Source organism: Lichenicola sp. GTC18331, from assembly GCF_055386855.1.
Genome location: NZ_AP045015.1, coordinates 455,001 through 481,202, shown reverse-complemented (window position 1 = coordinate 481,202; position 26,202 = coordinate 455,001). Strand labels below are relative to the sequence as shown.

Here is a 26,202-nt window from a genome sequence, read left to right as displayed (position 1 = left end):
GTTCGCGAAACGCTGTTATTGTCGGTTCACGAAGCGCGAATGGGAGGAACTCCGGTCATGCCGCCACGCCCGTTGTCCCTCCGAAGATCCGTCCTGTTCAGGTTCGTGTCGCTCCTGGCCGTATCTGCGCTTCTCACGACCATGGCGCCCTGGGGCAGCGAACGTCTCTCAGTCGTGGAGCGCGCCGGCTACTTCCTGCTGTGCGGACTGTTCTGGCAGCTCGGCGTCACCCTGGCCTGCCTTCTGCTCGCCCGCACCGGCCATCGACTGACCGGTGCACGGAGCGTCGCCGCGAACGCACTACTAGCCTCCGTACCGGGCGTGCTGGGAATCTCGCTGATCAACCGGATCGCGTTCGGCCATGCCGGGCCATTGTTGTGGATTTGGCTGGACACCCTGCCTTTGGGCCTCGCCGCCGCCTTCGCCTATCGCGGCGTCGTCACGTCCTGGACGGTGCCCGATGCCCGTCCCGGAGCACCACCACCCGAGGCCCCCGCCGCTCCGGCGCCGGCCAGCGGAGACCGCCGCGCCTTCCTGCGCGCCCATGCCCCCGACCTCGCTGGACGGCGTCTGATCGCCCTCCAGGCCGAGGATCATTATCTCCGGCTGCATTGCGACGGGGCGGAAAAGCTCGTCCTGCTCCGCATGCGCGATGCCATCGCCGCTCTGGGCGAGGCCGCTGGCTGGCAGCCGCATCGCTCGTTCTGGATCGCGCGCGATGCGAGGGCGCGGGCCGAGCGGCGCGGGCAGGGATGGCAGCTCGTTCTGGAAACCGGTCTCGTCGTGCCGGTCAGCCGCGCCGCGGTGCCGGCAATGCGGGCGGCAGGGTTCGGCCCCGCCGCCCGAACCGGTCAGTCCTCCGCGGACGAAGCCAGCATCATGGCGGTGGGCAGCACCACCGAATAGTCGTCCTTCGCCTGATCCTGATTCATCAGCGTCATCAACTGCGTCGCCGCCGCGATGGTGCCCAGCGGCGCGCCATGGGCGGCGGCGTCGGCCAGCAGCAGTCCCAGATCCTTGTGCGCCAGCCAGGTTGGGAATTGCGGCTCGAGATCGCCCGACCCGGCCGCCTTGATCTTGCGCTGATGATGCGGCGACACGACCGCCAGCCCGCCCAGCGTTTCCAGCAGCAGGTCGCGGTCGAGCCCCGCCGCCACGCCATACCCCGCCGCCTCGCTGATCGCGGCCATGGTCGAGACCATGATGCCGTTGACCACCAGCTTCAGCGCCGAACCCTGTCCGGCCGGCCCGGCATGCACCGTCTTCTTGCCGATCGCGTCCAGAAACGGTTTGGCGCGGGCGATGTCCGCGTCTTCGCCGCCGGCCAGCACCACCAGCTCGCCCTTCTCCGCTTCCGGCGTGCTGCCCGAAACCGGCGCATCCACCACGGCGATGCCCTTCTCCGCACCCGCCGCGAACAGGCGGCGCGAGACGCGCGGCGACACTGAGGAGGTGTTGATCAGCAGCCCGCCGCTCTTCATCCCGGCCAGGATACCGTCGGCGCCGTAGGCGGATTCCTCGACCGCGTCGTCGTTCGGCACGCTGATCATCACCACCGCACTTTCCGCCGCCAGCGCGCGCGGCGAGGACAGCATGCGTGTGCCGTCCTCCGCCTTGCCGCCCTTCGCGGACGGGGTGAACGCCACCACCGTGTAGCCCGCGTCGCGGATATGCGTCGCCATCAGCTTCGCCATCGCGCCGTAGCCGACGAACCCCACCACCTTGTGCTCAGTCATCCAACCCTCTCGCGTCGCGTCAGGCGCGCTTACGCCGACGCTGCGCCACCGGTTCCGGCAGAAGCGGCCGAAGGAACCGGCCGGTATGGCTCTCGGGATGCGCCGCGATCTGCTCCGGCGTGCCTTCGGCCACCACGAGACCGCCGCCATCGCCGCCCTCCGGCCCCAGATCGAGCACCCAGTCGGCGGTCTTGATCACCTCCAGATTGTGCTCGATCACCAGCACCGTGTTGCCCTGGTCCACCAGCGCATGCAGCACCTCCAGCAGCTTGCGCACGTCCTCGGTGTGCAGCCCCGTGGTCGGCTCGTCGAGAATATAGAGCGTGCGGCCGGTGGCGCGCCGGGCCAGCTCCTTGCTCAGCTTCACACGCTGCGCCTCGCCGCCGGAAAGCGTGGTGGCCTGCTGTCCCAGCTTCACGTAGCCGAGCCCGACCTGTTGCAGGATGGTGAGACGGTCGCGGATGCGGTTGGCGGCGGAGAAATACGGCACCGCCTCGTCCACCGTCATGTTCAGCACGTCGGCGATGGAGTGGCCGCGGAACTTCACCTCCAGCGTTTCGCGGTTGTAGCGCTGGCCCTTGCAGGTGTCGCAGGTCACGAACACGTCCGGCAGGAAGTGCATCTCGATCTTCAGCACGCCGTCGCCCTGGCACGCCTCGCACCGCCCACCCTTCACGTTGAACGAGAAGCGGCCCGGCTTGTAGCCGCGCGCCTTGCTCTCCGGCAGCTCGGCGAACCAATCGCGGATCGGCGCGAACAGGTCGGTATAGGTGGCCGGGTTGGAGCGCGGCGTGCGGCCGATCGGCGACTGGTCGATATCGATGATCTTGTCGAGCAGCTCCAGGCCGTCGATCCGCTCATGCGGCGCCGGCACCTGGCCCGAGCCCATCAGGCGGCGTGACAGCGCCTTGTAGAGCGTGTCGATCACCAGCGTCGACTTGCCGCCGCCGGACACCCCGGTGATGCAGGTGAAGGTGCCGAGCGGGAACGAGGCCGAGACATTCTTGAGGTTGTTGCCGGTCGCACCGATCACCCGCACCTGGCGCTTCGGATCGATCGGCCGGCGCTCCGCCGGCACAGGGATCGCCCGGCGCCCGGACAGATAGGCGCCGGTCAGGCTGTCGGGATGCGCCGCCACCTCTTCCGGCGTGCCATGCGCGATCACGTTGCCGCCATGCACGCCGGCGGCCGGGCCCATATCGATCAGGTAGTCGGCTGAGCGGATCGCGTCCTCGTCATGCTCCACCACCAGAAGCGTGTTGCCGAGCCGCTTCAGCCGGTCGAGCGTGCCGAGCAGACGCTCGTTGTCGCGCTGGTGCAGGCCGATCGACGGCTCGTCCAGAACATACAGGACGCCGGTCAGTCCGGAGCCGATCTGCGAGGCCAGGCGGATGCGCTGCGACTCGCCGCCGGACAAGGTGGCCGAACCGCGCGACAGCGTCAGATAATCGAGCCCCACATCGTCCAGGAAGCGCAGACGGTCCAGGATCTCGCGCAGGATGCGCCGCGCGATCTCGGCCCGCTGCGGCGTCAGCGTGGCTTCCACCGTGCCGAACCAGTGCAGGGCGCGCCGGATCGGCAGTTCGGAGGCGTCGGCGATGGTATGCCCGGCGATCTTCACCGACAGCGCTTCCGGACGCAGACGGGCGCCGTTGCAGACATGACACGGCTTTTCCGACTGGTAGCGCGACATCTCCTCGCGGATCCACGCGCTGTCGGTTTCGGTGAAACGGCGCTGCAGGTTCTTCAGCACCCCCTCGAAGGCCTTCTTCACCGTATAGGACCGCTTGTCGTCCTTGTAGGTGAACTCTACTACCTCCTCGGTGCCATGCAGCACCGCATCCCGTACCGGCGTGGGCAGCGCGTCCCAGGACACGGTCATCGACGTGCCGAAATGCCGCATCAGGCTTTGCAGAGTCTGGATGTAGTACGGGCTCTGGCTGCCGTTCCAGGGCGCGACCGCACCGCCGGCCAGGGTCAGATTTTCGTCTGGCACCACCAGATGCGGGTCGAAGAAGCTTTCCACCCCGATGCCGTCGCAGACAGGACAGGCGCCCTGCGGCGCGTTGAACGAGAACAGCCGCGGCTCGACCTCTTCCAGCGTGAAGCCGCTGACCGGGCAGGCGAATTTGGAGGAGAACACCGTCCGTTTCGGATCGGCGGCCTCTTTCACGACTTCCTCGGCGTAGACGATGCCGTCCGACAGGCCGAGCGCCTGCTCGAAACTGTCGGCAAGACGGCTCTCGATCCCGGCCTTGACGATCACCCGGTCCACCACGGCTTCCACCGTGTGCTTCAGCTTGCGGTTCAGGTTGGGAACGTCGGCGATCTCGTAGAGCGTGCCGTCCACCTTCGCGCGGGTGAAGCCCTTGCGCGCCAGATCGGCCAGCTCCTTGCGATACTCGCCCTTGCGGTCCTTGATCACCGGCGCCAGCAGCATCAGCCGCGTGCCCTCCGGCATCGCCATCACCCGGTCCACCATCTGGCTCACCGTCTGCGCCTCGATCGGCAGGCCGGTGGCGGGCGAATACGGCACCCCGGCCCGCGCCCAGAGCAGGCGCATGTAGTCGTGCACCTCGGTGATGGTGCCGACGGTGGAGCGCGGATTGCGCGAGGTGGTCTTCTGTTCGATCGAGATCGCGGGAGACAGGCCCTCGATCGAATCCACGTCCGGCTTGCCCATCAGCTCCAGGAACTGGCGCGCATAGGCGGACAGGCTCTCGACGTAGCGACGCTGGCCCTCGGCATAGATGGTGTCGAAGGCGAGGGAGGATTTCCCGGAGCCCGACAGGCCGGTGACGACGGTGAGCTGGTCGCGCGGGATGTCGACGTCGATATTCTTCAGGTTATGCTCGCGTGCCCCGCGGACCCGGATGGCGGCGTTCGGCGCGGCGATCCCCGTCTGGACGGCCGTGCTCGTTCGTTTCCGGGTCGGCTGGGCCAAGCGGCAGCTCCTGTTCATTGTCTGTTCACGTTCCACGTGTATAACGCGGCGCGTAGGTAAACACTACCGTAGTGAAAAGGTGCCGCAGCCTCGGCTGGCCGGCGCCGAAAGAAGACTGGAAATTGCGATGGCCGGCAGCGTCAACAAGGTGATCCTGGTCGGGAATCTCGGAAAGGACCCCGAGGTCCGGAACGCCCAGAACGGCTCCAAGATCGTCAACTTCACCCTGGCGACCAGCGAAAGCTGGAACGACAAGGCCTCCGGCGAACGACGCGAGAAGACCGAATGGCACCGCGTCGTGGTGTTCAACGAGCGCATCGCCGACGTGGTCGAGCGCTTCTGCCGCAAGGGCAAGAAGGTCTATCTCGAGGGCTCGTTGCAGACCCGGAAATGGACCGACCAGTCCGGCCAGGAGAAATACACGACGGAAATCGTGCTCGACCGCTTCCGCGGCGAGCTGACCATGCTCGACTCAGGCCGCGGCGGCGATGAGGGTGGTGAAGGCGGTGGCTACGGCGGCGGCGGTTACGGTGGCGGCGGCTATGGCGGCGGTTCGGGCGGCGGCGGTCGCGCGATCGCGGCGCCGCGCGGCGGCAGCAAGCCGGCCGGCGGCGGTACGGCCGGCGGCGGCCAGGGCGGCTGGGAACCCTCCGGCGCGGATCTGGACGACGAAATCCCGTTCTGATCCCGGCCTCGGTCGGTTTGCGCCGGAAAATCGGAACGTCATCGCGTTCCGGTTCCGCTCCGTGTGAAGCCGGCCCGAGGGTTTTCAACGTGTTCCGGGCCAAGTTGCAGGCGGTGGGCGAGTCTTCGATCGCGCAAGCCTGGCAGTAGAGCGAGCGCGCCCGTTCGGTGGCTCACACCATGCGCTCGCCCTTGTCGCAGGGCTGGGCGAGCATGTCGCAGCGCGGCTGTCGCGCCGGTTGCAGCCAAGCTGGAAATGCCGCGTCTGGCAGCGAGCCTGCGCCGGCTGCGGTAGGACCGGCATCGGATCGCCGTCGACACAAGCGTTGCGGATGCCGCCTGCACGGTCGGTGCATCCCAGAGCGCTGCCGGATGCCCGCCCCCTCCGGCGACGAAACGGGCGTTTGTCGTGTACGGTTTTGCGGCCCCGGCGCGCGTGCTACGGTATAAGAATCACGGCGTTTGTCGCGCCGACATCGTGTGCCGCTCCGGCACCGGCCGCTCCACAGCCAGGCCGGCCCGTTGCGGTGCCCTGCTGATATGGACTGCCTGTTGAGCGATTCCTCCGAGCCCCCCGTGCCGCCGCTGCCGCCTGAGGCGGTTCTGCCCGAGGGCGCGCCGTCCGACATGGTGCCCGTGACCATCGAAGAGGAGATGCGCTCGTCGTATCTCGCCTACGCGATGTCCGTGATCGTCAGCCGCGCCCTGCCGGACGTGCGCGACGGCCTGAAACCCGTGCATCGCCGCATCCTGTATTCGATGCGCGAAAGCGGCTTCACCCACGACAAGCCGTATCGCAAATCGGCCCGCGCGGTCGGCGACGTGATGGGTAAATACCATCCGCACGGCGACAGCTCGATCTACGACGCCATGGTCCGCATGGCGCAGAGCTGGTCGATGCGCGTCCGCCTGATCGACGGCCAGGGCAATTTCGGCTCGGTGGACGGCGATAGCCCGGCGGCGATGCGCTACACCGAAGCGCGCCTGTCCAAATCGGCCATGTTCCTGCTGGACGACATCGACCGCGACACGGTGGATTTCGGCCCGAACTACGACGAGAGCGAGGAGGAACCGAAGGTCCTTCCCGCCGCCTATCCGAACCTGCTGATCAATGGCGGCTCCGGCATCGCCGTCGGCATGGCCACCAACATCCCGACCCATAATCCGGGCGAGATCATCGACGCCACCCTGGCGCTGATCGCCGATCCGGCCCTGTCGCTCGAGGATCTGATGCGGATCGTGCCGGGGCCGGATTTCCCGACCGGCGGCATCATCCTGGGCCGTTCCGGCATCCGCTCCGCCTTCGAGACCGGGCGCGGTTCGGTGATGGTGCGTGCCCGCGCCGAGATCGAGGATCTGCGACGCGACCGCAAGGCCATCGTCATCACCGAGATTCCCTATCAGGTGAACAAGGCCACCTTGCAGGAGAAGATCGCCGAGCTGGTCCGCGCCAAGCAGGTCGAAGGCATCTCCGACATCCGTGACGAGAGCGACCGCTCCGGCATGCGGATCGTGATCGAGGTCAAGCGCGACGCCACCCCGGAAGTGGTGCTCAACCAGCTCTACCGTTTCACCCAGCTCCAGACCTCGTTCGGCGTCAACATGCTGGCGCTGAACGACGGACAGCCCAAGCTGATGGGGCTGAAGGAGATGCTGCTGGCCTTCATCGCCTTCCGGGAGGAGGTGATCCTGCGCCGGGCGCGGTTCGATCTCGGCAAGGCACGCGATCGCGGCCATCTGCTGGTCGGCCTGGTCCTGGCGGTGGCCAATATCGACCGGGTGATCGCGCTGATCCGCTCCGCCCCCGACGCCGCCTCGGCGCGCGAGGCCCTGATGACGCAGGATTGGGACGCGGCGGAGATCGAGCCGCTGCTGTCGCTGATCCATGACGACGGCAACGTGGTGATCGACGGGCGCGTCCGCCTCACCGAAGCCCAGGCGCGCGGCATCCTGGAACTGCGCCTGCAGCGCCTCACCGGTCTGGAACGCGAGAAGATCCAGGCCGAGCTGGGCGAGGTCGGCCAGAGGATCAACGAGCTGCTGGAGATCATCGGCAGCCGTCCGCGCCGTCTGGAAGTGATGCGCGACGAGCTGGGCGTGGTCCGCGCCGAGATCGCCACGCCGCGCATGACGGAGATCTCCGACATCGCCGGCGACCAGACCGACGAGAGCCTGGTCGAGCCGGGGCAGATGGTCGTGACCATCACCCGCGACGGCTTCATCAAGCGCACGCCGCTGGAAACCTTCCGGGCGCAGAATCGCGGCGGACGCGGACGCACGGCGGCGGGCCGTCGCGGCGACGACATCGTCACCCGCTCCTTCAATGCCCACACCCATCAATGGGTGCTGTTCTTCTCCTCCGGCGGCAAGGCGTATCGCGAAAAGGTCTGGCGCCTGCCGGAAGCCAGCCCCACCGCGAAGGGCAGGGCGCTGGTGAACCTGCTGCCCGAACTCGGCGGCGATTCCATCACCACGGTGCTGCCGCTGCCGCAGGACGAGACCCTGTGGGAGAACCTGCACCTCGTCTTCGCCACCGCGTCCGGCAACGTGCGACGCAACCGCCTCAGCGATTTCCGCAACGTGCGCTCGTCCGGCCTGATCGCGATGAAGCTCGACGAGGCCTGGGGCAAGACCGGCGACAGCCTGATCGGTGTCGCCACCTGCCGCGAAGGCCAGGACGTGATGCTGGCCACACGCCTCGGCCGCTGCATCCGCTTCCAGATCACCGACGAGACCCTGCGCGTGTTCGCGGGCCGCGATTCCACCGGCGTGCGCGGCATCCGTCTCGGCAACAACGACGAGGTGAATAGCCTTGCCGTGCTGAACCATGTGGAGGCCAGCCCGGACGAACGAGCCGGCTTCCTCAAGATGGCCAACGCCAAGCGTCGGGCCGAGGCCGCCGACCCGTCGGCGGAAGGCGAGTCCGAGATCGACGCCGAAGCACAGGAAGAGGGCGTCGTCGCGGCGGCCCTGGACGCCGAACGGTTCGCCGAACTCGAATCCGGCGAGGAGATCCTGCTCACCGTCACCAATGGCGGCTTCGGCAAGCGCTCCTCGGCCTATGACTACCGCGCCAGCGGACGTGGCGGTCTGGGCATCGCCAACGTCACCTTCACCGCCCGCAGCGGCACCGAGGTGGTTGCCACCCTACCGGTGCTGCACGGCACCGACGTGATGCTGGTGACCGATGCCGGCCGTTTGATCCGCGTGCCGGTGGATCAGGTGCGGATCACCGGACGCGCCTCCATGGGCGTCACCCTGTTCCGCCTGGACGGCAAGGAGCGCGTCACCAGCGTGTTCCCCGTCCTGGAGGACGAATCGGCGGACGGCGAGGATGCGGCGGAGATCGCCGACACCGCCCCGGACGAGGCGCAAACGCCGGACACCACGCCGGAGAGCGAAGGATAAGCGGATGGCGGACAGCCGGCAGCATGTCGGGTTCTATCCCGGCACGTTCGATCCGATCACCAGGGGCCACCTGGACATCATCACGCGCGGCGCCCGTCTGGTGGAGCGCCTGATCGTCGGCGTCGCCGCCAATATCGGCAAGGCGCCGCTGATGAGCCTGGCCGAGCGGGTGGAGTGCGTCGCGCACGAAACCCGTCTCGTGTCGCAGGAGACGGGAACCCCGATCGAGGTGATCGGTTTCGACAACCTGCTGGTGCAGTGCGCCCGTCAGCACGGCGCCAACGTCATCATCCGCGGTCTCCGCGCCGTGACCGACTACGACTACGAAACCCAGATGTTCGGCATGAACCACAGGCTCGATCCCGGTATCGAGACCGTGTTCCTGATGGCGACGGAGAGCTACCAGTTCATTTCGTCCCGGCTGGTGAAGGAGATCGCCCAGCTCGGTGGCGACGTCACCGCCTTCGTGCCCCGGCACACCCATGGCAGGATCATGGCCAAGCTCCGCTGAGCGGCCGGTCCTTATCATTCACGAGGTAATTTAATGTCCGAATCCACCGCGCCCGCCACCGACGACCTGATCAATCTCGATCTGAAGACCGGCCGGGTCGTGATCAAGCTGCGCCCGGATCTGGCGCCCGAGCACGCCGCCCGCTTCCGGTCGCTGGCAGCCGAAGGCTTCTACGACAACACCCCGTTCCATCGCGTGATCGAGGGCTTCATGGCCCAGGGCGGCGATCCGACCGGCACCGGCACCGGCGGCTCCAAGCTGCCCGACCTGAAGAGCGAGTTCACCAACAAGGCCCGATTCGTGCGTGGCACCCTGGGCGCCGCCCGCACCGCGCATCCGCACAGCGCCAACTCGCAGTTCTTCATCATGTTCGCGCCGGCGCCGAGCCTGGACGGGCAATACACGATTTTCGGCGAGGTCGTGGAAGGAATGGAGCTGGTCGATCAGATCAAGCGTGGCGCTGGCGGCAGCGGCATGGTATCCGACCCGGACCGCATCGTGACCATGCGCCCGGCGAGCCAGCCGGCCGCCTGATCGCGTTCACGTGGCGCCGGACCCATCGTTCGGCGCCCGTTCTGGCGGGCCGGTAGCTCAGTGGTAGAGCATTCGACTTTTAATCGAATGGCCGTGGGTTCGAACCCCACCCGGCCCACCATTTCCTTTTCCCGTGCCGGGATTCCCTCTTCTTTCAGTACGCTGATGCGGCTCGGATAGAGGGGCATCGACTCCTGCATGGCGGGATAGACGACGCGCATTTGGCGAGAAACGCCGAACCGCTGGACATCATCCGTCTGTCAGGAACGCAGGTCCAAGCCGGGCGACGAACGCCGTGGCTACGCGTCACGCAAGCGATACGGGCGTGTCCGTCAATCGATTCTTCTACCGACAGGCGCTCCGAGATTCGGCGATTCCGGCCCGCCAGCATCGAGGCCGATCTTCAGGCTGGTGTGGTTTCCATCGCAGGGATGGCTTCCTCGGCGAGGTAGGCGGGGAGGACCTCGTCCGGCGTGCCCTGCATGCGGATCATGCCGTGATCCAGCCACAGCACGCGCGTGCACCATGTCGCGACCACCTTCATCAGATGAGTGGAGATCACCAGGATCTCGGCCTGACGCACCAGAGCCTCGAGCCGGTCCTGCGCCTTGTTCATGAAGATGGCGTCGCCGGCCAGGAACCATTCGTCCATCAGCAGCACGCGCGGGCGGATGGAGGTGGCGAGCGCGAAGCCGAGCCGGATCACCATGCCCGAACTGTAGGTGCGGACCGGCATGTCGAGAAACGAGCCGAGTTCGGCGAAGCCCTGCACGTCCTGTTCGATCTCGCGGATCCGTCGCGGCGACAGCCCGGCATGGAGACCGCGCAGGCCGATATTCTCGCGGCCGGTCAGCTCCAGGTTCATGCCCAGATTGGTGTCGAGCAGGGCGTTGATCTCGCCGCGAATGGTGACGCGTCCGCCGACCGGCTCGTAGATCCCGGCCAGCGCCCGGAGCAGCGTGGTCTTGCCGGCGCCGTTGCCGCCGACCAGGCCGAGGCGGTCGCCGGGCTTCAGGGAGAAGGAGATCGAGCGCAGCGCCTGGACCACCATGCGCTGCTGCTGGTCCTGCTCGAAGCGGGTCGAGCGCATGTTGGCCAGCGTGCGTCGCAAGGTGCGGGCGCTGCCGTGATAGAGCGGAAAGGTGACCGAGAGGTCGGACACCTCGACGCCGGTTCCGGTCGGGATCCGGCAGGATGGGGCGGCATTCATGCGCGTCAGATCCAGTAGGCCAGTCGCGACCGCACGCGCATGAACAGGAACAGGCCGGCTGCCCAGAGAATGGCGCTGTCGATCAGCGACAGGTACCAGAGATGCAGCCCGGCATGTCCGCCCAGCAGCGGGCGGCGGACGATCTCCATCAGCGCGTAGAACGGGTTGAGCTGCAGCCATTCATGGCCGTGCGCGATCAGTTCCGGCTGCCAGATGATCGGGCTGATGTAGAAGAAGAGCTGCATCAGGCTGGCGATCACCGGCGGGATGTCACGGAAGCGGGCGCCGAGCGTGCCGAGCAGCAGGCAGGCCGGGATCGCATCGAGCATCCAGAGCGCGAAACCGGGGATCGCATAGGGCAGACGTTCGCCCGGCCAGACATGGAAGATGGCGAACACCGCCACGACCACCACGACGTTATGCAGCAGCACCAGCAGGTTGCGGATGATGCAGCGCGCGGCATGGACGCAGAAGGGCAGGCGCATGGAGCGCACCATGCCTTCCGCCGCCGTGAAGCAGGACGCGCCCTCGTTCACCACGTTGGCCATGAAGCCCCACAGCACCAGCGACAGGGACAGGAAGGGCAGGTAGTTGCCGAAACGGACGTTGAACAGGATGGGATAAAGGAAGCCCATCGCCGCGATCATCACCGCCGTGGAGGCGGTGAGCCAGAACGGGCCCAGCACGGAGCCACGATAGCGCAGCTTCACGTCCAGCCAGCCGAGCTTGAAGCAGAGCCGCCAGAGTTTGGCCGCCTCGACGGCGTCTGCCACGGCGTGCCGGAAGCGCGCGGGCACGGTTTCCGGATAAAGATCCAGCAGCGGTTCCGGATGGGTGGTGGCGCCGTCGGCTGTGGACACGGGGTTCCTGTTCTCCAACACCATCAGGGCGGCTCCGGAACGGGGGAACCGGCCTTGCGTGAACGGCCCGTCGGGGCCGGCCATGACGTGACGCAAATGCGACCGGGGGGCAAGGGTGCGGGTGGATCGCAGCGAAGTGGTCCGAAAGAACGGAGCGGTCGTCGTGAGTCCATCGGGTCGTCGACCGGGAGATCGCCGGCGTGACGGCCCAGGCGATGCGATCGGGGTCGCGCGCAGCAACCCGTTCGGCGGCCAGGAAACGCACATGTCCCTGCAGGATCGTTGTCGGAGGCCTGGACAGAACCCGGTTCGTCCCAACCGGCTCCCCCGCGCGTTCACCCTCCCAGATACGCAGCGAGTTCCTCGGGTGCGCGGTTGGGGAAGCGATGACGCAACAGGTCGAGGAAGGCCGACACCCTGGCGTTGAGGAGTCGGCGCGACGGATAAAGCGCCCAGATCGCGATATCCGACCCGGCCGCGTTTCCCCAACGCGACAGCCGCCCGGCCGCGAGATCGTCGAGCACCAGCGACAGCGGCAGACACGCCGCTCCGGCGCCGGCCCGGGCCGCGTCGCGAATCATCATCACGGATGAAAGGCGCAGAACCGGCTCGATCGCGATCGTTTCAGGTTCGTCCGGACCTGCCAGCGTCCATGTTCGGGCCGGGTCGGCGCCGCGCACGACGGCCGGCACCGCCGCTCCGGAGGGCCGCGGCAGATCGGGGGCGGCGACCATGACCAGCCGATCGTGCAGGAAGAGCCTGCCGACCAGCGCTTCGTCCGCGGGCGGGTTCACCCTGATGGCTAGATCGTAGCCCTCCTCGATCATATCGACGAGCCGATCGTCGGTGGTCACCTCGAGACGCACCTCCGGGTGGCAGCGCGCGAACTCGGCGGCGAGCGTCCCCATCGCGGTCTGGGAAAACAGGAGCGGCGCACTGATGCGCAGCCGTCCACGCACCCGGCCGCCGCCCGAGGCGATGGCGGCCGTCGTCTCCTCCAACTCGGTCAACAATGCTCCGGCACGTTCGAACAGGGCTCGCCCTTCCTCGGTCAGCTTGAGGTCGCGCCGTCCTCGCTCGAACAGACGGAGGTCCAGGACGGCTTCCAACTCGCCGATGCGCCGCGACAGCGTCGCCTTGGGACGCCCTGTCGCGCGGGACGCCGCGCCGAAACCGCCATGGCGGGCAACGAGCGTGAAATCGGCGAGGGCGAGCAGGTCCATATCGTTCCACCAGTGAGACGCCGCGTCTGATTCTAGCGCCTATTTGGGTCAGTCCGGAACGATCATCTTTGTTTTGCCAACGAGGCGAAACCAAGGAGCAGACCATGACCATTCTCGTGACAGGTGCCACCGGCCGTGTCGGCCGCCAGGTTGTCGAACAGCTCGTCGCGCGAAACGCGGGCGTTCGCGTTCTCACCCGCGATGCCGCCAGGACGGCCTTCCCGCCCGGCGTCGAGGTGGCGCAGGGCGACATTCTCGATATCGAGTCCCTGCGCGCCGCCTTCTCCGGCGTCAGCACGCTGTTTCTGCTGAATGCCGTGACGGGAGACGAGTTCACCCGGGCGATCATTGCCCTGAACGTGGCACGCGAGGCGGGGGTCAAACGCGTCGTCTACCTGTCCGTGTTCGGAGCCGACGACGCGGTCAATGTGCCGCACTTCGCGGTGAAGCACGGCGCGGAGCGGATGCTGGAGGCGATGGGCTTCGGTGCCACCATTCTGCGGGCGACCTATTTCATCGACAACGACGTGACGGTGAAGGACGTGATCCTGAACCACGGCGTCTATCCCATGCCGATCGGCGGCAAGGGGCTCGCGATGGTCGACGTCCGCGACATCGCCGAGATCGCGGCGATCGAACTGATCCGCCGGCACGACGCGCCGGGCGTGTTGCCGAGCGAGACGATCAACCTCGTCGGGCCGGACACGCTGACCGGCGCGGACGTGGCGGCGATCTGGACGGAGGTGCTCGAACGACCGGTCGTCTATGGCGGCGACGACCCCAGCCGGTTCGAGGCCAACCTGGCCGCGATCATGCCGGCCTGGACGGCATATGAGATGCGGCTGATGGCCGAGCGCTTCGTGAGCGACGGCATGATCCCGTCCGCCGGCGACCGCGAGCGACTGACGGCGCTGCTGGGCCGTGCCCTCCACACTTATCGGGACGCCGCTCTCCGTATCGCGGCCTCCTAATTGCGGGACCTGCCGAACCTGCCTGCTGCCTGTGGATGTGTTGGCGGCAGGCGGACCCGACAGCACCGCCCGGTTCAGGCCGGGGATGGCAGCACCGGGTTTTCGTCGCTACCCCCGCGCTCTTGATGCCGCGGGATTTCACCCACCCGTGTTCGCCGGCGCACCCAACGGCACTATTCCCCGCAGGTCTCGCTGCAGCGGGACCTGCGGGGTTCCTGAACGCGACGATCGGCGCCGGATGGCGCGATCGTCCAGCCGCGTCGTTCGCGGATGCAACCTCATCTGCGGATGGGGAAGGACGGCAAGGCGCCGCTCCGGTGTGGACGGGAACGGCGCTTGCTCGGGACCCGTTCGGGACGGGGCGGCCGGCGGCAAGCCCGCCCCCCGCGTTGCTCAGCCTGCCTTGGCGGGCGGGGCCGGGGGCTGGGCTGTTGGGGCCTGCGCGCCGGGCACCGGAGCGGGGGCGTCGCCGGAGGGCAGCGGCGGCGGATTGGCCGGGGCGGCAAGCGCCTGTCCATTCGCCAAAGGCGGCGCTGGCGGGACGTTGCCGGCCTGCGGTGCCGGACCGCCCGGCGGTGCCGGGGGCGGGGGCGGCGCGCCGGCACCCTGGGGGGCGGGTCCAACCGGCGGCGGCGGAGCGCCCGCACCGACCGGAGCCGGACCACCCGGAGGCGGAGGCGGCGGCGGGAGCGGACCGGCGGCGGCCAGCGGGCCCGGACCACCCGGCGGCGGCGGTGGCGGGGTCATGCCCGGACCGAAGCCAGGACCGACGCCGGGAGGCGGGCCGGGCGGAACCGCGCCGGGATGCGGTCCGGGTCCGCCCGGGCCACCGGGACCGCCGGGCGGCGGCGGGGGCGGCACCTCGCGGATGGTGTTGTCCGCCGTCACCAGGAACCGGGCATGAAGCTGACCGCGCTCGTAGCGGCCCTGCACGGTGAGCGGGCTGCCGGCCGAAAGACGGGCGGTCTCCGGACCTGCGTCGACCAGCGTGTGACCGCTCGGATCCTGGAGCATGAAGCGGTCGCCGAACAGATCGGTGACGGTGCCGTGCACGGACACGATGCCGCTGGCGGCGGACAGCTTGTTGATCGGGGTCTGGACGGTGGGCGCCATTTGCACGATGGGGCTGGCGAAGCCGGACAGGGCGGTGCCGCCGACCGCGCCGGCGACGAACAGGGCTGCGCCGCCCAGGGCCATACGGAAGCGGGGGCTGGCTGCAATCGAACGAACCGACATGAACAACTCCCTTGTGTCGTTGTGTTCGATCGAAGGGATAGCGGGGGACACCCAGACGGACGCTGAACCGTTCCGTTCAGCTTCGGTTAAGCTCGAACCGCTAGAGCAGCACCCGTCCGGGCGGGGGCGCTCTGGATGACTGCGGTGCCTCCGAAACAGCGAAGTAGGCCGTCATGCGTATCCTGCTGGCAGAAGACGACCGCGATCTGGGGCCGCGAATCGCGGCGGCCCTGCGCGAGGAGCGGTTCGCGGTGGATCTGGCTGCCGATGGGATCGACGCTGCGCATCTGGGCGAGACCGGTCAGTACGATGCCGCCGTTCTGGATCTCGGTCTGCCCGGGCTCGACGGCGTGTCGGTGCTGCAGCAATGGCGTCGCGCGGAGCGGACCCTGCCGGTGTTGATCCTGACCGCGCGCGACGGCTGGTCGGACAAGGTGGCGGGTTTCAAGGCGGGTGCGGACGATTTCCTGGTGAAGCCGTTCCGGTTCGAGGAGCTGGTGATGCGTCTGCGCGCTCTGGTGCGGCGTGCCGCAGGGCATGCCGGCAGCGTTCTGCGGGCCGGGCCGCTGCAGTTCGACAGCCAGACCGGGCAGTTCGAGCTGGATGGGCTGCCGTTGCGCCTCACCGCGTTCGAATGGCGGGTTCTGTCGCAGCTCATGCTGCGGCGGGGCGCGGTGGTGGAGCGGCTCGATCTGCTCGAGCGCGTCTACCAGAGTGACGCGGAGGTCGATTCCAACAGCCTGGAGGTGATCGTCGGGCGTTTGCGCCGCAAGATCGGCGCCGCTCTGATCGAGACGGTGCGCGGGCGCGGCTATCGCCTGGTCGGCGAGGGCTGAACCGTGGCGGTCCGGTCGCTCCAGGCGCGGATGCTGGTGTTGTCCGCTGTTCTGGCGGTGCTGGTGACCGTCAGCGTCGGCTGGGCGGTGGCGGCGGTGCTGGAACGTTTCGTGATGCAGGGGCTGGATGGCAGGCTGGACGCCGAGCTGGCGCTTCTGGCCTCCGCCGTGGACGGAAACGGGCATGTGGACCGTGCACGCCTGGAGCGCGATTCGGGGCTGCTGTCGAATGGGCCGGAATGGCGCTGGCGGATCAGCGGGCCGGACGGGGTGCTGGGATCGGCGGATCTGCATGTGCGTGCGCCTCTGCCCGGGCCGTTGCCTCCGGTGCCGCTGCCTCCGGGGCCGGGTGTTCCGCCGGGACCGGAGGCACTGCCGGGTCCGGTCCCGCCGCCGGGGCCGGAAGGGAACGGGCCGCGCCCTGTGGACGGCACCGACGGCGTGTCGGTGCATGCGCGGACGATGCTGCTCCAGACAGCGCGCGGACCGGTGACCTTGCTGGCCGAAGTGCCGCGCGCGGTGCTGCGCCGGCCGATCCGGGCGGCCCTGTTGCCGCTTCTGTCGATTCTGGGAGCTTTGCTGGCGCTTCTGGTGGCGGCGGCGGTGATCCAGCTGCGGATCGGGCTGGCGCCCGTGCGTCGTCTGCGCGACCAGATCGAGGCGATTCGCAGCGGGGTGCGCGAGCGTGTGGACGAGAACCAGCCGGAGGAGCTGCGGCCTCTGGCGGTGGAGTTGAACGGGCTGGCGGCGGATACGGAGCGGGCTCTGGAGGCGGCACGGGGCAGCGGGGCGAATCTGGCCCATGCCCTGAAGACGCCCGTGGCGGTTCTGGCGCTGGACTTGCGCGGCGAGCCGGAGCGCGCGGCGCAGATCGCCCGGATCGACGCGACCATCCGGCATCATCTGCGCCGTGCGCGGATCGAGGCGGTGAACCGGCGCGTGTCGACGCTCCTGGCGCCGGCTCTGGACGGGGTTCTGGCGGCGATCCGGCATCTGCATGCCGATCGGGCGCTTCGGGTGGAGCGCGCGGTCGACGACTCGCTGTCTTTGGCGGTGGATTCGCACGATCTGGACGAGCTTCTGGGCAATTTGCTCGACAATGCCGCGCGTCACGCGCGCGAGACGCTGTTCGTGCAGGCGGGGACCGATCCGGCGAATCCGCGCCTGGCGCGGATCGTGATCGCCGATGACGGGCCCGGCATTCCCGCAGCGCAGCGGGCCGGCGTGCTGGAACGCGGCGCGCGTCTGGACGAGCGCGGCGACGGGCACGGCTTCGGTCTGGCGATCGCGGCGGAGCTGGCGGCGCTGTATGGTGGCGGGTTGGTTCTGAGCGAGCGGGACGGCGGCGGTCTGCGGGTCGAGGTGACAGTGCCGCGCCGCGTGGGGAGCTGAAGCGGAACGCCGCGATCAGCTTTCAGGCCGGATTTTCATCAAAGGGTCACGGCATCGGGCCGGAAAAGCGGCCATGGTGCCCGGAGGCGGATTCGAACCACCGACACTGCGATTTTCAGTCGCATGCTCTACCAACTGAGCTATCCGGGCCCTGGGGCCGTTCGATCCGATGGCGCGGAGCCGCCGGTTCGTTGGTGGCGCAGCGTTTAACCCACGTCCGGATCGAGATCAAGTCGCCCCGGCCGGGCTTCGCTGTCGGCTTCGTCCGCCGGCGGGCCGGGGACGCGATAATCGCCGGTGAGCCAGCGGCCGAGATCGGCGTCGGCGCAGCGCAGCGAACAGAACGGCTTGAACCGCTGCACGGTGTTGCGGCCGCAGATCGGGCAGCGCGAACCGGGAACGAGGCTGTCGGGATCAGCCATGATGCAGACTCCAGCCGCAGGGCGGCAGCGAGGGATCGATCCGGACCGAGACGGGACGTCCCGCACGTGCGGCCAGGGCATCGCGCGCAAACGGATCGCCGTCGAGCGCGGTCGCGACGTCGATCGCGGCGATCAGATCAGGCAGACGATGCGGCGGGGCGGCGGCGAATCGGGCGGCTTCGGCCAGGGCAGCCAGGGCGGCGGCATGCGGACCGGCGAGCAGCTCGTGCAGCGGCGGATGGAGTCGCGGGCGCAGGATCTCCGCTAGGCCGAGGGCAGTGAAGCCGAGCAGTTTCGGACGCAGCGGATCGCGGGCCAGGGCGGCCTCGATCTCCGGCCGAAGGGCTGCGCGTTTGCGTGACGGCAGGCCGGCCAGATCGAGCAGGATGGCGCCGCCGAGGTTGCGCAGCCGAAGCTGGTGCAGCAGCGGGCCGATCGCGTCGCGATTGGCGGCGAATTGCGCGGTAGCCTTAGCGGATTTCTGGCCGCTGCTGGCGCCTCCATCCATGTCGATCGCGACCAGAGCCGGGGTCGGGTGGATGCTGGCGCGCATGCCGCCGGGGAGGGCGAGTTCGGGTTCGGCCAGTGCCTCCGCTTGTGCGGCGATGCCGGGCGGCCAGATCTCGGGCTGGACGCTCATGCGGGTGCGCAGAGCGGGCACGCTGGCTGGAAGGGCCGGATCGTCGCAAATGATCGGGGCGTCTGGATATTGGGCGGCGAGCCGGTCCAGCGGGGTCGGGCCGCGTGCCACGAGGCCGATCGGCCCGCTTCGTTCGGCCGACCGATCATCCGCGAGAACCAGACGCGGGCCCTTGCCGCCTTGTGCGCCGCGGGCGACGCGAACGAGAACGGAATCACCCTCGGAAAGACCGCTTCCGTCACGCAGGGGGAGAAAGCCGTTTTCGGTGCCGCTGCCGAGCACGACGAAGGCGCCCCCTAGTGCCGGCAGGACGGCGTCGATGCGGCCGCGCAGAAGATCGCCGACACCGTCGGGACGTCCCGGTCGCCAGAGCGCGTAGTCGAGCAGGACGCCGTCCGACGCTGCGGCGATGCGGATTTCCCCGGGGAAACAGCGTGCCAGCAGGGTGGCGGACATCGCGGCTAGTCCAGCCAGCCGCGCCCGCGCAGAAGCTGGGCGGTTTCGAACAAGGGCAGGCCGACCACGTTGGAATGGCTGCCGGACAGGAAGCGCACGAAGGCGGCCATATGGCCCTGGATGGCATAGCCGCCGGCCTTGCCCTGCCAGTCACCGGCCCTGATCAGCCCGTCGATCTGGCGATCGGTGAGGCGCGACAGGGCGACCACGCTTTCGACCACGCGCGTGCTGGTGCTGCCGTCAGGGGCGCGGAGGGCGAGGGCGGTGAGCACGCTGTGGCGTCGCCCGGTGAGCAAGGACAGGCAGCGTCGCGCTTCGGCTTCGGTCTCGGTCTTGGGCAGGATGCGCCGTCCGAGCGCCACCACCGTATCGGCGGCGAGCACGAGCGCGTCTTCTCCGATGCGGGGAGCGGCGGCGGCGAGCTTGGCGTCGGCCATGCGGATCGCGTAGGGGCGTGGCAGCTCCTCGCGACGGGGCGTCTCGTCGATATCGGGGGACAGAACCGCATCGGGCGCGATACCGATCTGTTCGAGCAGGGCCAGCCGTCTCGGGCTGGACGAGGCCAGAACCAGTCTGGACCGCCCGGCAATGCCGTCCCCGCGAGCGCGGGGGGCAGGTTCAACCAAAACCGGATCTACTTGAAGCGGAAGGTGATGCGACCCTTGGACAGGTCGTACGGGGTCATTTCGACATTGACCCGGTCGCCGGCCAGCACGCGGATGCGGTTCTTGCGCATCTTGCCGCTGGTATGGGCCAGGATGGTGTGCTCGTTGTCGAGCTTGACCCTGAACATGGCGTTGGGAAGCAGCTCCTGGACGGTGCCGCTGAACTCGATCATGTCTTCCTTAGACATTGCGCGTATCGATCCGATCGAACATGGTTTGTTGGCGCACCAAGCGCCTCCCGATGCAGTTGAAAACAGTTTGCGAGCAATCGAGCCCGCACGCGAGACGCGTGTGGGCTGTTCCTATGCGTGCCGGAACATGAGGATTACACCCCGCGCGGTCAAGCTTTACGTCCGGAGGCCGCGAGTCTCATCGCCACGCTGGCGGCATGGGCCTGCAGCCCTTCGGCCTCGGCGAGCGTAACCGCGGCCGGTCCGACGCGGTCGAGCGCGTCCGCGCCGGCCTCGATCCAGGTGGTGCGCTTGATGAAGTCGAACACGGACAGCCCGGAGGCGAAGCGCGCCGTACGGCTGGTCGGCAGCACGTGGTTGGGGCCGCCGACATAGTCGCCGACCGCTTCCGGGCAGAAACGGCCGCGGAAGATCGCGCCGGCATGGCGTATGGCGGCGAAGGCCTCGGTGTCGTCGGCCAGCATGAGCTGGAGGTGCTCCGGGGCGAGCCGGTTCACCAGCGCCCAGGCGTCGCTCCAGCGTTCGACCACCAGGATCGCGCCGTAGCTGTCCCAGGAGGCGCGGGCGATCGTCTCGCGCGGCAGGGTCCGGAGCAGGCGTTCGACGGACTCCGCTACGCGCGTGGCGAAGGCATCGTCATCGGTGATCAGGATCGACTGGGCGAGTTCGTCGTGTTCCGCCTGGGCCAGCAGGTCGATGGCGACATGGTCGGGATCGTTCTCGCCATCGGCGACGATGACCACCTCGGACGGGCCGGCGATGCTGTCGATGCCGACATGGCCGAACACCTGGCGCTTGGCTTCGGCGACGAAGGCGTTGCCGGGGCCGACGATGCGGTCGACCGGCGCGATCGTGTCGGTGCCGTAGGCGAGGGCGGCGACGGCCTGCGCGCCGCCGATGCGGTAGATCTCGGACACGCCGGCGAGCCGGGCCGCGGCCAGAACGAGCGATGCGAGCTGACCGCCGGGGCAGGGCACGCACATGGCGATGCGTCCGACGCCGGCGACGCGGGCCGGGATCGCGTTCATCAGCACCGAGGACGGATAGGCCGCCTTGCCGCCCGGAACATAGAGACCGACCGCATCGAGCGGGGTCCAGCGCATGCCGAGTGTGAGGCCGTCCTCGTCGGTGAAGCGGAGGTCGGAGGGCATCTGCGCGCGATGGAAGCGCTCGATGCGCCGCGCGGCGACGGCCAGCGCGTCCAGCAGCGCCGGTTCGACCGCAGCGGTGGCGGCGTCGATCTCGTCCGGGGCGATGCGCAGGGTTTTGGGCGTCAGCTTCTCCGGATGACGGTCGAAGCGGTCGGTGTAGTCGCACAGGGCGGCGTCGCCACGTGCGCGGACATCGGCGAGGATGGCGCGCACCGGGGCATCGACCGGCGAACCGCCGTCGCGCACCTCATGCACCAGGGCGTCGAACGCCGCCGCGAAACCCGGCTCGGCGGTGTGAAGGCGCCTCATGCGGCCTGTCCGGCCTCGAGCGCGTGACGGAAGCGGCTGATCAGCGCGGAAACTTCCTCGGGACGCGTCTTGAGCGCGGTGCGGTTGACGATCAGGCGGGAGGACACGTCCGCGATCACCTCGACCTCGGCGAGACCGTTCGCTTTTAAGGTCGAGCCGGTCTGCACCAGATCGACGATCAGGCGCGACAGGCCGAGGCCGGGGGCGAGTTCCATCGCGCCGTTGAGGTGCACGATATCGGCATGGACGCCGCGCGCGGCGAAATGGCGCCGGGCGATGTTCGGGTATTTGGTGGCGACACGGACCTGCGACCAGCGCGCCGGATCGTCCTGCATCGCCTGCTCGACCGGCTCGGCGATGGACACGCGGCAACCGCCGATGCGTAGATCGAGCGGGGCGTAGATCTCAGGATAGTCGAACTCCATCAGCACGTCTGCACCGCAGATGCCGATCTGCGCCGCGCCGAAGGCGACGAAGGTGGCGACGTCGAACGGGCGCACGCGCACCACGTCGAGCTGCGGGTCGTTGGTTTCGAAGCGGAGACGGCGGCTGTCCTCATCGAGGCAGTCTGGGGCCGGGGCGATCCCGGCGGCGTGCAGCAGTGGGCCGCATTCGGCCAGGATTCGGCCCTTGGGCAAGGCGAGCACCAGCGGGCCGGTGGTTTCCGGAACGAGATGGGCGGCGCTGGACAGGGCGGACATACGAACTCCGGCTGGGAGGATCGTTGCGGCGATAGCATCCGCGCGCAGCCGGAGAAAGGCCGGTGACGCCGTACCTGCCGGCCCTTGTGAGCATGGGTGGGCGGGAACGCGTCCCGCCCGGCCGGGTCAGTCGGCGACGCGCTCGATGATGGCGCCGCAGCCGGACAGCTTGCGCTCCACCGCCTCGTAGCCGCGATCGAGGTGATAAACGCGGCTGAGCACGGTTTCGCCCTGGGCGGCGAGGCCGGCGAGGATCAGCGAGAAGGAGGCGCGCAGATCGGTGGCCATCACCGGGGCGCCGGACAGGGATTCGACGCCGCGGATGATGGCGGACGCGCCATGGACGTTGATTCGCGCGCCCATGCGGTTGAGTTCCGGCACGTGCATGAAGCGGTTCTCGAAGATGGTCTCGGTCATCATCGAGGCGCCTTCCGCGACCGAGAACAAAGCCATGAACTGCGCCTGCATGTCGGTGGGGAAGCCGGGATAGGGCTCGGTCATCACGTCGACGCCCTTGAGACGGCCGGCGCGGCGGACGCGCATGGCGCCGTCTTCTTCCGTGACCTCGACGCCGGCTTCCTCCAGCGCGCGCACGACCGAGCCGAGATGGTCGATGCGTCCGCCGAGCAGGCGCACGTCGCCGCCGGTGATGCCGACCGCGCAGGCATAGGTGCCGCATTCGATGCGGTCGGCGACCACGGCGTGATGCGCGCCATGCAGGCTCTTCACCCCGTCGATCACCAGCGTGCCGGTGCCTTCGCCGGTGATCTGCGCGCCCATGGCGTTGAGGCAGGCGACCAGATCGTCGATTTCCGGCTCGCGCGCGGCGTTGACGATCTCCGTGCGGCCGTTCGCGAGCGAGGCGGCCATGAGCAGGTTCTCGGTGGCGCCGACGGAGGCGAAGGGCAGGATGATGCGGGCGCCGGACAGGCCGCGCGGGGCCCGGGCATCGATGTAGCCGGCCTCCAGCTTGATCTCGGCGCCGAGCGCTTCGAGTCCCTTGAGGTGCAGATCGACCGGACGCGTGCCGATGGCGCAGCCGCCGGGCAAGGAGACACGGGCCTCGCCGACGCGGGCCAGCAGGGGCCCGAGCACCAGGATGGAGGCGCGCATGCGCGAGACGATGTCGTAGGGCGCTTCGGTGTTGGTGATGTCGCCGCCGACGGACAGGACCTGGCCGGTGCCGTCCACATCCTCCACCGCGACGCCGTGCTGGGCGAGCAGCAGGCGCATGGTGCCGATGTCATCGATGCGCGGGACGTTGGAGACGACCAGACGCTCGGAGGTGAGCAGTCCGGCCACCAGCAGTTTGAGCGCCGAGTTCTTGGCGCCGCCGATCGGGATTTCGCCGTGCAGCGGGCGACCGCCGCGGATCAGGAACTTGTCCATGATGTGCTCCGTCACATGCGGGGCGTGGCGACGCCGCGCTGACCCATATATTTGCCGGCCTTGTCGGCGTAGCTGATCTCGCAGGGCCCGGAGCCCTGCAGGAACAGGAACTGGCAGATGCCTTCGTCGGCGTAGATCTTCGCCGGCAGGGGCGTGGTGTTGCTGATCTCGATGGTGACCTGGCCTTCCCATTCCGGTTCGAGCGGGGTCACGTTCACGATGATGCCGCAGCGCGCATAGGTCGACTTGCCGAGGCAGACCACGAGCACGTCGCGCGGGATGCGGAAATACTCGATCGTGTGTGCGAGCGCGAAGCTGTTGGGCGGGATGATGCAGACCGGCCCCTTGCGGGTGACGAAGCTCTGCTCGTCGAAATTCTTCGGGTCCACCGTGACGCTGTCGACATCGGTGAAGATCTTGAAGTCGCTGGCGACGCGGGCGTCGTAGCCGTACGACGACAGGCCGTAGGAGATCACGCCGGCGCGCTTCTGCGTTTCCACGAACGGCTCGATCATGCCGTGTTCGGTGGCCATGCGCCTGATCCAACTGTCGGGCATCACCGGCATGGCGGGGGAGTCTTTCGATCGTGTCGTGGCGGAGCGGCACCGATAGCCAAACATGAGCCGGGCAGCAATCGCCTGCGGCGCGCTTGTGCCTATTCCGCGTCGGGGGTGGAGGACGGCGCGGCCCGGTTCTCGTCGGCGCGGCCGTCTTCCCGGGCGCGGCTTTGCTGTTTGCGCCGGCGCAGATTGTCGCGAAGCGCACGCGCTAGCCGTTCCTCGCGGTCGCGCTGCGCGCGGGATTTCGCTGGGGCAGGGACCGGTTCGTCGGTCATCGGGACATCTCTGGGAAGGGCCGGTGGGATCGAATGGTGCTGTTGCAGGGAATCGAACCCTGGACCTCTCCCTTACCAAGGGAGTGCTCTACCGCTGAGCTACAACAGCGAACCGCACCGGCGGTGGCGCGCTTCCTAGCGTCGGTCGGGAAGGGACGCAAGAGGGCAGACACGGCATTGTGCGTGGAAATGCATGGCGGGCCGTCCGGTCAGCTGCGCGGACCGTCGCTTTCGGGGCGGATCGCGTAGCTGTCCAGGAACACGCGCACGGCGCCCTGCGCGGTCTGGTCCTGCTCGAACTGGGTTGGATCGCCGCCGATGCGCAGACGCCGCTTGGTGCAGCAGGGCGTCTGGCAGAGCGCGAAGAACTGGCCGGCGGCGAAGAATGGGTCGTCGCGACGGAGTAGCCCGGCTTCCATATGCCGTTCCAGCCATTCGGCCATGCGGCTGAGCGCGGTCTGCGGACCGGTCTGCCAGAAGATCTCCGCCAGATGGGGGAATTTGGCCGCTTCGGCGACGACGATCCGGTAGAGAACGACGGAGCCCGGGGAAATGATCAGGCTGATCATACCGCCTGCGATCTCGCGCAGCACGTCCTCCATCGACCCTTCGGTACTGATGGGCGCGAACAGGCGCGGCAGCTCCGCTGCCGCCTTCTGCGAGACGAAGGCCGCGAACAAGGCCGATTTGCTGTCGAAGTAGTTGTAGAGCGTGCCCTTCGACACGTTCGCCTCGGCCGCGATTCGCGACATGCTGGCGCCCTCATAGCCGTCCTCGGTGAAGACGATCCCGGCGCCCGAGAGGATCTGCTGGCGTTTGAGATTCGAGTTTTCTTCCAACGCCGACATGAGCAGCTCCCGTTGCCACCGGAAAAGCGCCGGGGAGAAGGATCGTACGGATCGTTCGGCGGCGGTGCGGCGCCGGCATTCGCGTTCCGCATTGACGCCCCGAACAAAGCAGATACTGTCCGGCTGATCAACGCTGACCGAACCGATCGGTCAGCGCATTTCATGCGCCCGGGCGGGCGGCAGGCGTTGCCGCTCCCGGTCGGCGGCCGCGGCTGCGATGGGGCATGGCACAGGAGCGGCAATGGCCTCCAAGGATATGGTTCACGGAACGGCGCTCGGCATGTTGGCCGGGCTGGGTCTGCTGCTGGGCGGCTGCTCTGTGGGGCCGGACTACAAACAACCCTCCGTTTGGTCGCCGTCCACCTGGTTGAACCATGACAAGCCGGGTCAGGCGGCGGTTGCAAGCGCGGTGGACTCGATGCCGCCGGACCCGAACTGGTGGTCGGTGTTCAACGATCCGGAACTGACGGCGCTGGAGCAACGCGTCGCGGCCGACAATTTCGACGTCCGGATCGCCACCGCGCGTCTGGCGGAAAGCCGGGCGCAGCTTCGGGTGACCGGTGCGGATCAATATCCGAGCCTGACCGGCACCGGGCGCTACGAACGCCTGAAGATCAGCGACAAGGAAGTGCAGCGTGGCCTGAGCGATGCCGTCGGCGGTCTGCCCGTGTCCGCTGCCACCGCATCGGATATCCGCGCTCAGGCCGGGCGCGCCAGCGTTCCGCCGCTCGATCTGTGGTCGGACGGCATCGACGCGTCCTGGGAACTGGATCTGTGGGGGAGGGTGCGCCGGGAGGTGGAATCCGCCCGTGCCAATCTCCAGTCCTCGGTGGAGGATCGACGCGCGGTTCTGATCGCCCGTCTGGGCGAGGTGGCGCGAGACTATATGTCTCTGCGCGGCAGCCAGCAGCTTCTGGCGATCGAAAAGGAGAACCAGAAGACCTCGCAGGCCTCGCTCGATCTGACCCGGGAGCGGTTCACCCACGGCCTGACGACCGAACTGGACGTGCAGAATGCCGCGGCGCAGCTCGATAACGTGAGTGCGCAGAT

Annotated in this window: 25 protein-coding genes and 3 tRNA genes (1 of these 28 cut by a window edge); 10 read left to right on the top strand and 18 right to left on the bottom strand. The window is 68.3% G+C overall.

Annotation, left to right across the window (positions count from 1 at the left end):
- Positions 1-57: 57 nt before the first annotated feature.
- On the top strand, positions 58-906 hold the full coding sequence (locus tag ACZ5BM_RS02245) for a LytTR family DNA-binding domain-containing protein (RefSeq protein ID WP_498909708.1): 849 nt from the start codon (positions 58-60) through the stop codon (positions 904-906).
- Here the strand turns inward: ACZ5BM_RS02245 and ACZ5BM_RS02240 are convergent.
- Both ACZ5BM_RS02240 and uvrA read right to left on the bottom strand, forming a co-directional pair.
- Positions 852-1,823, bottom strand: a complete 972-nt coding sequence (locus tag ACZ5BM_RS02240) for an NAD(P)-dependent oxidoreductase (RefSeq protein ID WP_498911450.1) — start codon at positions 1,821-1,823, stop codon at positions 852-854. The genes ACZ5BM_RS02245 and ACZ5BM_RS02240 overlap by 55 nt on opposite strands.
- Complete coding sequence (gene uvrA / locus ACZ5BM_RS02235) at positions 1,756-4,632, bottom strand: excinuclease ABC subunit UvrA (RefSeq protein WP_498911449.1); 2,877 nt, start codon at positions 4,630-4,632, stop codon at positions 1,756-1,758. Before uvrA ends, ACZ5BM_RS02240 begins: the two co-directional genes overlap by 68 nt.
- A 175-nt stretch (positions 4,633-4,807) precedes the next feature.
- Here uvrA and ssb point away from each other — a divergent pair, with 175 nt between their 5' ends.
- From ssb to ACZ5BM_RS02210, 5 genes are all read left to right on the top strand, one after another.
- Complete coding sequence (gene ssb / locus ACZ5BM_RS02230) at positions 4,808-5,365, top strand: single stranded DNA-binding domain-containing protein (RefSeq protein WP_498909707.1); 558 nt, start codon at positions 4,808-4,810, stop codon at positions 5,363-5,365.
- A 626-nt stretch (positions 5,366-5,991) separates the two neighbouring features.
- Positions 5,992-8,772 (top strand): DNA gyrase subunit A, encoded by a 2,781-nt coding sequence (gene gyrA, locus ACZ5BM_RS02225; RefSeq protein ID WP_498911447.1) that lies wholly within the window; start codon positions 5,992-5,994, stop codon positions 8,770-8,772.
- 4 nt (positions 8,773-8,776) lie between these two features.
- Complete coding sequence (gene coaD / locus ACZ5BM_RS02220; protein ID WP_498909706.1) at positions 8,777-9,283, top strand: pantetheine-phosphate adenylyltransferase; 507 nt, start codon at positions 8,777-8,779, stop codon at positions 9,281-9,283.
- Positions 9,284-9,316: 33 nt separating this feature from the next.
- Positions 9,317-9,817 carry a peptidylprolyl isomerase gene (locus ACZ5BM_RS02215; RefSeq protein ID WP_498909705.1) on the top strand — a complete coding sequence of 167 codons (501 nt, stop codon included), beginning with the start codon at positions 9,317-9,319 and terminating at the stop codon, positions 9,815-9,817.
- Between the two features lie 46 nt (positions 9,818-9,863).
- A tRNA-Lys gene (locus tag ACZ5BM_RS02210) sits at positions 9,864-9,938 on the top strand.
- A gap of 282 nt (positions 9,939-10,220) precedes the next feature.
- On the opposite strand, the gene ACZ5BM_RS02205 is transcribed toward ACZ5BM_RS02210, so the two are convergent.
- The 3 genes from ACZ5BM_RS02205 to ACZ5BM_RS02195 all read right to left on the bottom strand — a co-directional run bounded on the left by ACZ5BM_RS02205 (position 10,221) and on the right by ACZ5BM_RS02195 (position 13,110).
- Positions 10,221-11,027 carry an ABC transporter ATP-binding protein gene (locus tag ACZ5BM_RS02205; RefSeq protein WP_498909704.1) on the bottom strand — a complete coding sequence of 269 codons (807 nt, stop codon included), beginning with the start codon at positions 11,025-11,027 and terminating at the stop codon, positions 10,221-10,223.
- 5 nt (positions 11,028-11,032) lie between these two features.
- Entirely contained in the window at positions 11,033-11,887 is an 855-nt protein-coding gene (locus tag ACZ5BM_RS02200) for an ABC transporter permease (protein ID WP_498909703.1), read from the bottom strand.
- A gap of 335 nt (positions 11,888-12,222) precedes the next feature.
- A complete protein-coding gene (locus ACZ5BM_RS02195; protein WP_498909702.1) occupies positions 12,223-13,110 on the bottom strand; it encodes a LysR family transcriptional regulator in 888 nt (295 codons plus the stop codon).
- Positions 13,111-13,214: 104 nt separating this feature from the next.
- Between ACZ5BM_RS02195 and ACZ5BM_RS02190 the strand changes: the two genes are divergently transcribed.
- Entirely contained in the window at positions 13,215-14,081 is an 867-nt protein-coding gene (locus ACZ5BM_RS02190) for an SDR family oxidoreductase (protein WP_498909701.1), read from the top strand.
- 393 nt (positions 14,082-14,474) lie between these two features.
- On the opposite strand, the gene ACZ5BM_RS02185 is transcribed toward ACZ5BM_RS02190, so the two are convergent.
- Positions 14,475-15,317: a hypothetical protein gene (locus tag ACZ5BM_RS02185; protein ID WP_498909700.1), complete on the bottom strand. Its 843-nt coding sequence runs from the start codon at positions 15,315-15,317 to the stop codon at positions 14,475-14,477.
- A gap of 173 nt (positions 15,318-15,490) precedes the next feature.
- On the opposite strand from ACZ5BM_RS02185, the gene ACZ5BM_RS02180 reads away from it, so the two are divergent.
- Both ACZ5BM_RS02180 and ACZ5BM_RS02175 read left to right on the top strand, forming a co-directional pair.
- A complete protein-coding gene (locus tag ACZ5BM_RS02180) occupies positions 15,491-16,153 on the top strand; it encodes a response regulator transcription factor family protein (RefSeq protein WP_498909699.1) in 663 nt (220 codons plus the stop codon).
- A gap of 3 nt (positions 16,154-16,156) precedes the next feature.
- Entirely contained in the window at positions 16,157-17,545 is a 1,389-nt protein-coding gene (locus ACZ5BM_RS02175) for a sensor histidine kinase (RefSeq protein WP_498909698.1), read from the top strand.
- Positions 17,546-17,619: 74 nt separating this feature from the next.
- Here ACZ5BM_RS02175 and ACZ5BM_RS02170 read toward each other — a convergent pair.
- The 12 genes from ACZ5BM_RS02170 to ACZ5BM_RS02115 all read right to left on the bottom strand — a co-directional run bounded on the left by ACZ5BM_RS02170 (position 17,620) and on the right by ACZ5BM_RS02115 (position 25,152).
- Positions 17,620-17,695: transfer RNA gene (locus tag ACZ5BM_RS02170), tRNA-Phe, on the bottom strand.
- Positions 17,696-17,751: 56 nt separating this feature from the next.
- Positions 17,752-17,967: a DNA gyrase inhibitor YacG gene (locus tag ACZ5BM_RS02165; RefSeq protein ID WP_498909697.1), complete on the bottom strand. Its 216-nt coding sequence runs from the start codon at positions 17,965-17,967 to the stop codon at positions 17,752-17,754.
- The gene (locus tag ACZ5BM_RS02160; protein WP_498909696.1) at positions 17,960-19,063 is read right to left on the bottom strand and encodes an Rne/Rng family ribonuclease; all 1,104 of its coding nucleotides are present in this window, start codon (positions 19,061-19,063) and stop codon (positions 17,960-17,962) included. The genes ACZ5BM_RS02165 and ACZ5BM_RS02160 overlap by 8 nt, the downstream gene beginning before the upstream one ends.
- 5 nt (positions 19,064-19,068) lie before the next feature.
- The gene (locus tag ACZ5BM_RS02155) at positions 19,069-19,689 is read right to left on the bottom strand and encodes a Maf family protein (protein WP_498909695.1); all 621 of its coding nucleotides are present in this window, start codon (positions 19,687-19,689) and stop codon (positions 19,069-19,071) included.
- 8 nt (positions 19,690-19,697) lie between these two features.
- Complete coding sequence (infA, locus tag ACZ5BM_RS02150; RefSeq protein ID WP_419734948.1) at positions 19,698-19,916, bottom strand: translation initiation factor IF-1; 219 nt, start codon at positions 19,914-19,916, stop codon at positions 19,698-19,700.
- 152 nt (positions 19,917-20,068) lie between these two features.
- The gene (gene hisD / locus ACZ5BM_RS02145) at positions 20,069-21,379 is read right to left on the bottom strand and encodes a histidinol dehydrogenase (protein ID WP_498909694.1); all 1,311 of its coding nucleotides are present in this window, start codon (positions 21,377-21,379) and stop codon (positions 20,069-20,071) included.
- Entirely contained in the window at positions 21,376-22,080 is a 705-nt protein-coding gene (gene hisG, locus ACZ5BM_RS02140) for an ATP phosphoribosyltransferase (protein ID WP_498909693.1), read from the bottom strand. The genes hisD and hisG overlap by 4 nt, the downstream gene beginning before the upstream one ends.
- A gap of 126 nt (positions 22,081-22,206) precedes the next feature.
- Positions 22,207-23,469 (bottom strand): UDP-N-acetylglucosamine 1-carboxyvinyltransferase, encoded by a 1,263-nt coding sequence (gene murA / locus ACZ5BM_RS02135; protein ID WP_498909692.1) that lies wholly within the window; start codon positions 23,467-23,469, stop codon positions 22,207-22,209.
- 11 nt (positions 23,470-23,480) lie between these two features.
- Positions 23,481-24,035: a dCTP deaminase gene (gene dcd / locus ACZ5BM_RS02130; protein WP_498909691.1), complete on the bottom strand. Its 555-nt coding sequence runs from the start codon at positions 24,033-24,035 to the stop codon at positions 23,481-23,483.
- An 89-nt stretch (positions 24,036-24,124) separates the two neighbouring features.
- Positions 24,125-24,304 carry a hypothetical protein gene (locus ACZ5BM_RS02125; protein WP_498909690.1) on the bottom strand — a complete coding sequence of 60 codons (180 nt, stop codon included), beginning with the start codon at positions 24,302-24,304 and terminating at the stop codon, positions 24,125-24,127.
- Between the two features lie 34 nt (positions 24,305-24,338).
- Positions 24,339-24,413 (bottom strand) — tRNA-Thr (locus ACZ5BM_RS02120).
- Between the two features lie 100 nt (positions 24,414-24,513).
- Complete coding sequence (locus ACZ5BM_RS02115; protein WP_498909689.1) at positions 24,514-25,152, bottom strand: TetR/AcrR family transcriptional regulator; 639 nt, start codon at positions 25,150-25,152, stop codon at positions 24,514-24,516.
- Between the two features lie 241 nt (positions 25,153-25,393).
- Here ACZ5BM_RS02115 and ACZ5BM_RS02110 point away from each other — a divergent pair, with 241 nt between their 5' ends.
- Positions 25,394-26,202, top strand: partial view of an outer membrane factor lipoprotein domain-containing protein gene (locus ACZ5BM_RS02110; RefSeq protein WP_498909688.1) — the 5' portion only. It continues 787 nt past the right edge of the window; 809 of the gene's 1,596 nt are visible here — the first part of the coding sequence; it begins with the start codon at positions 25,394-25,396; the stop codon falls past the right edge of the window.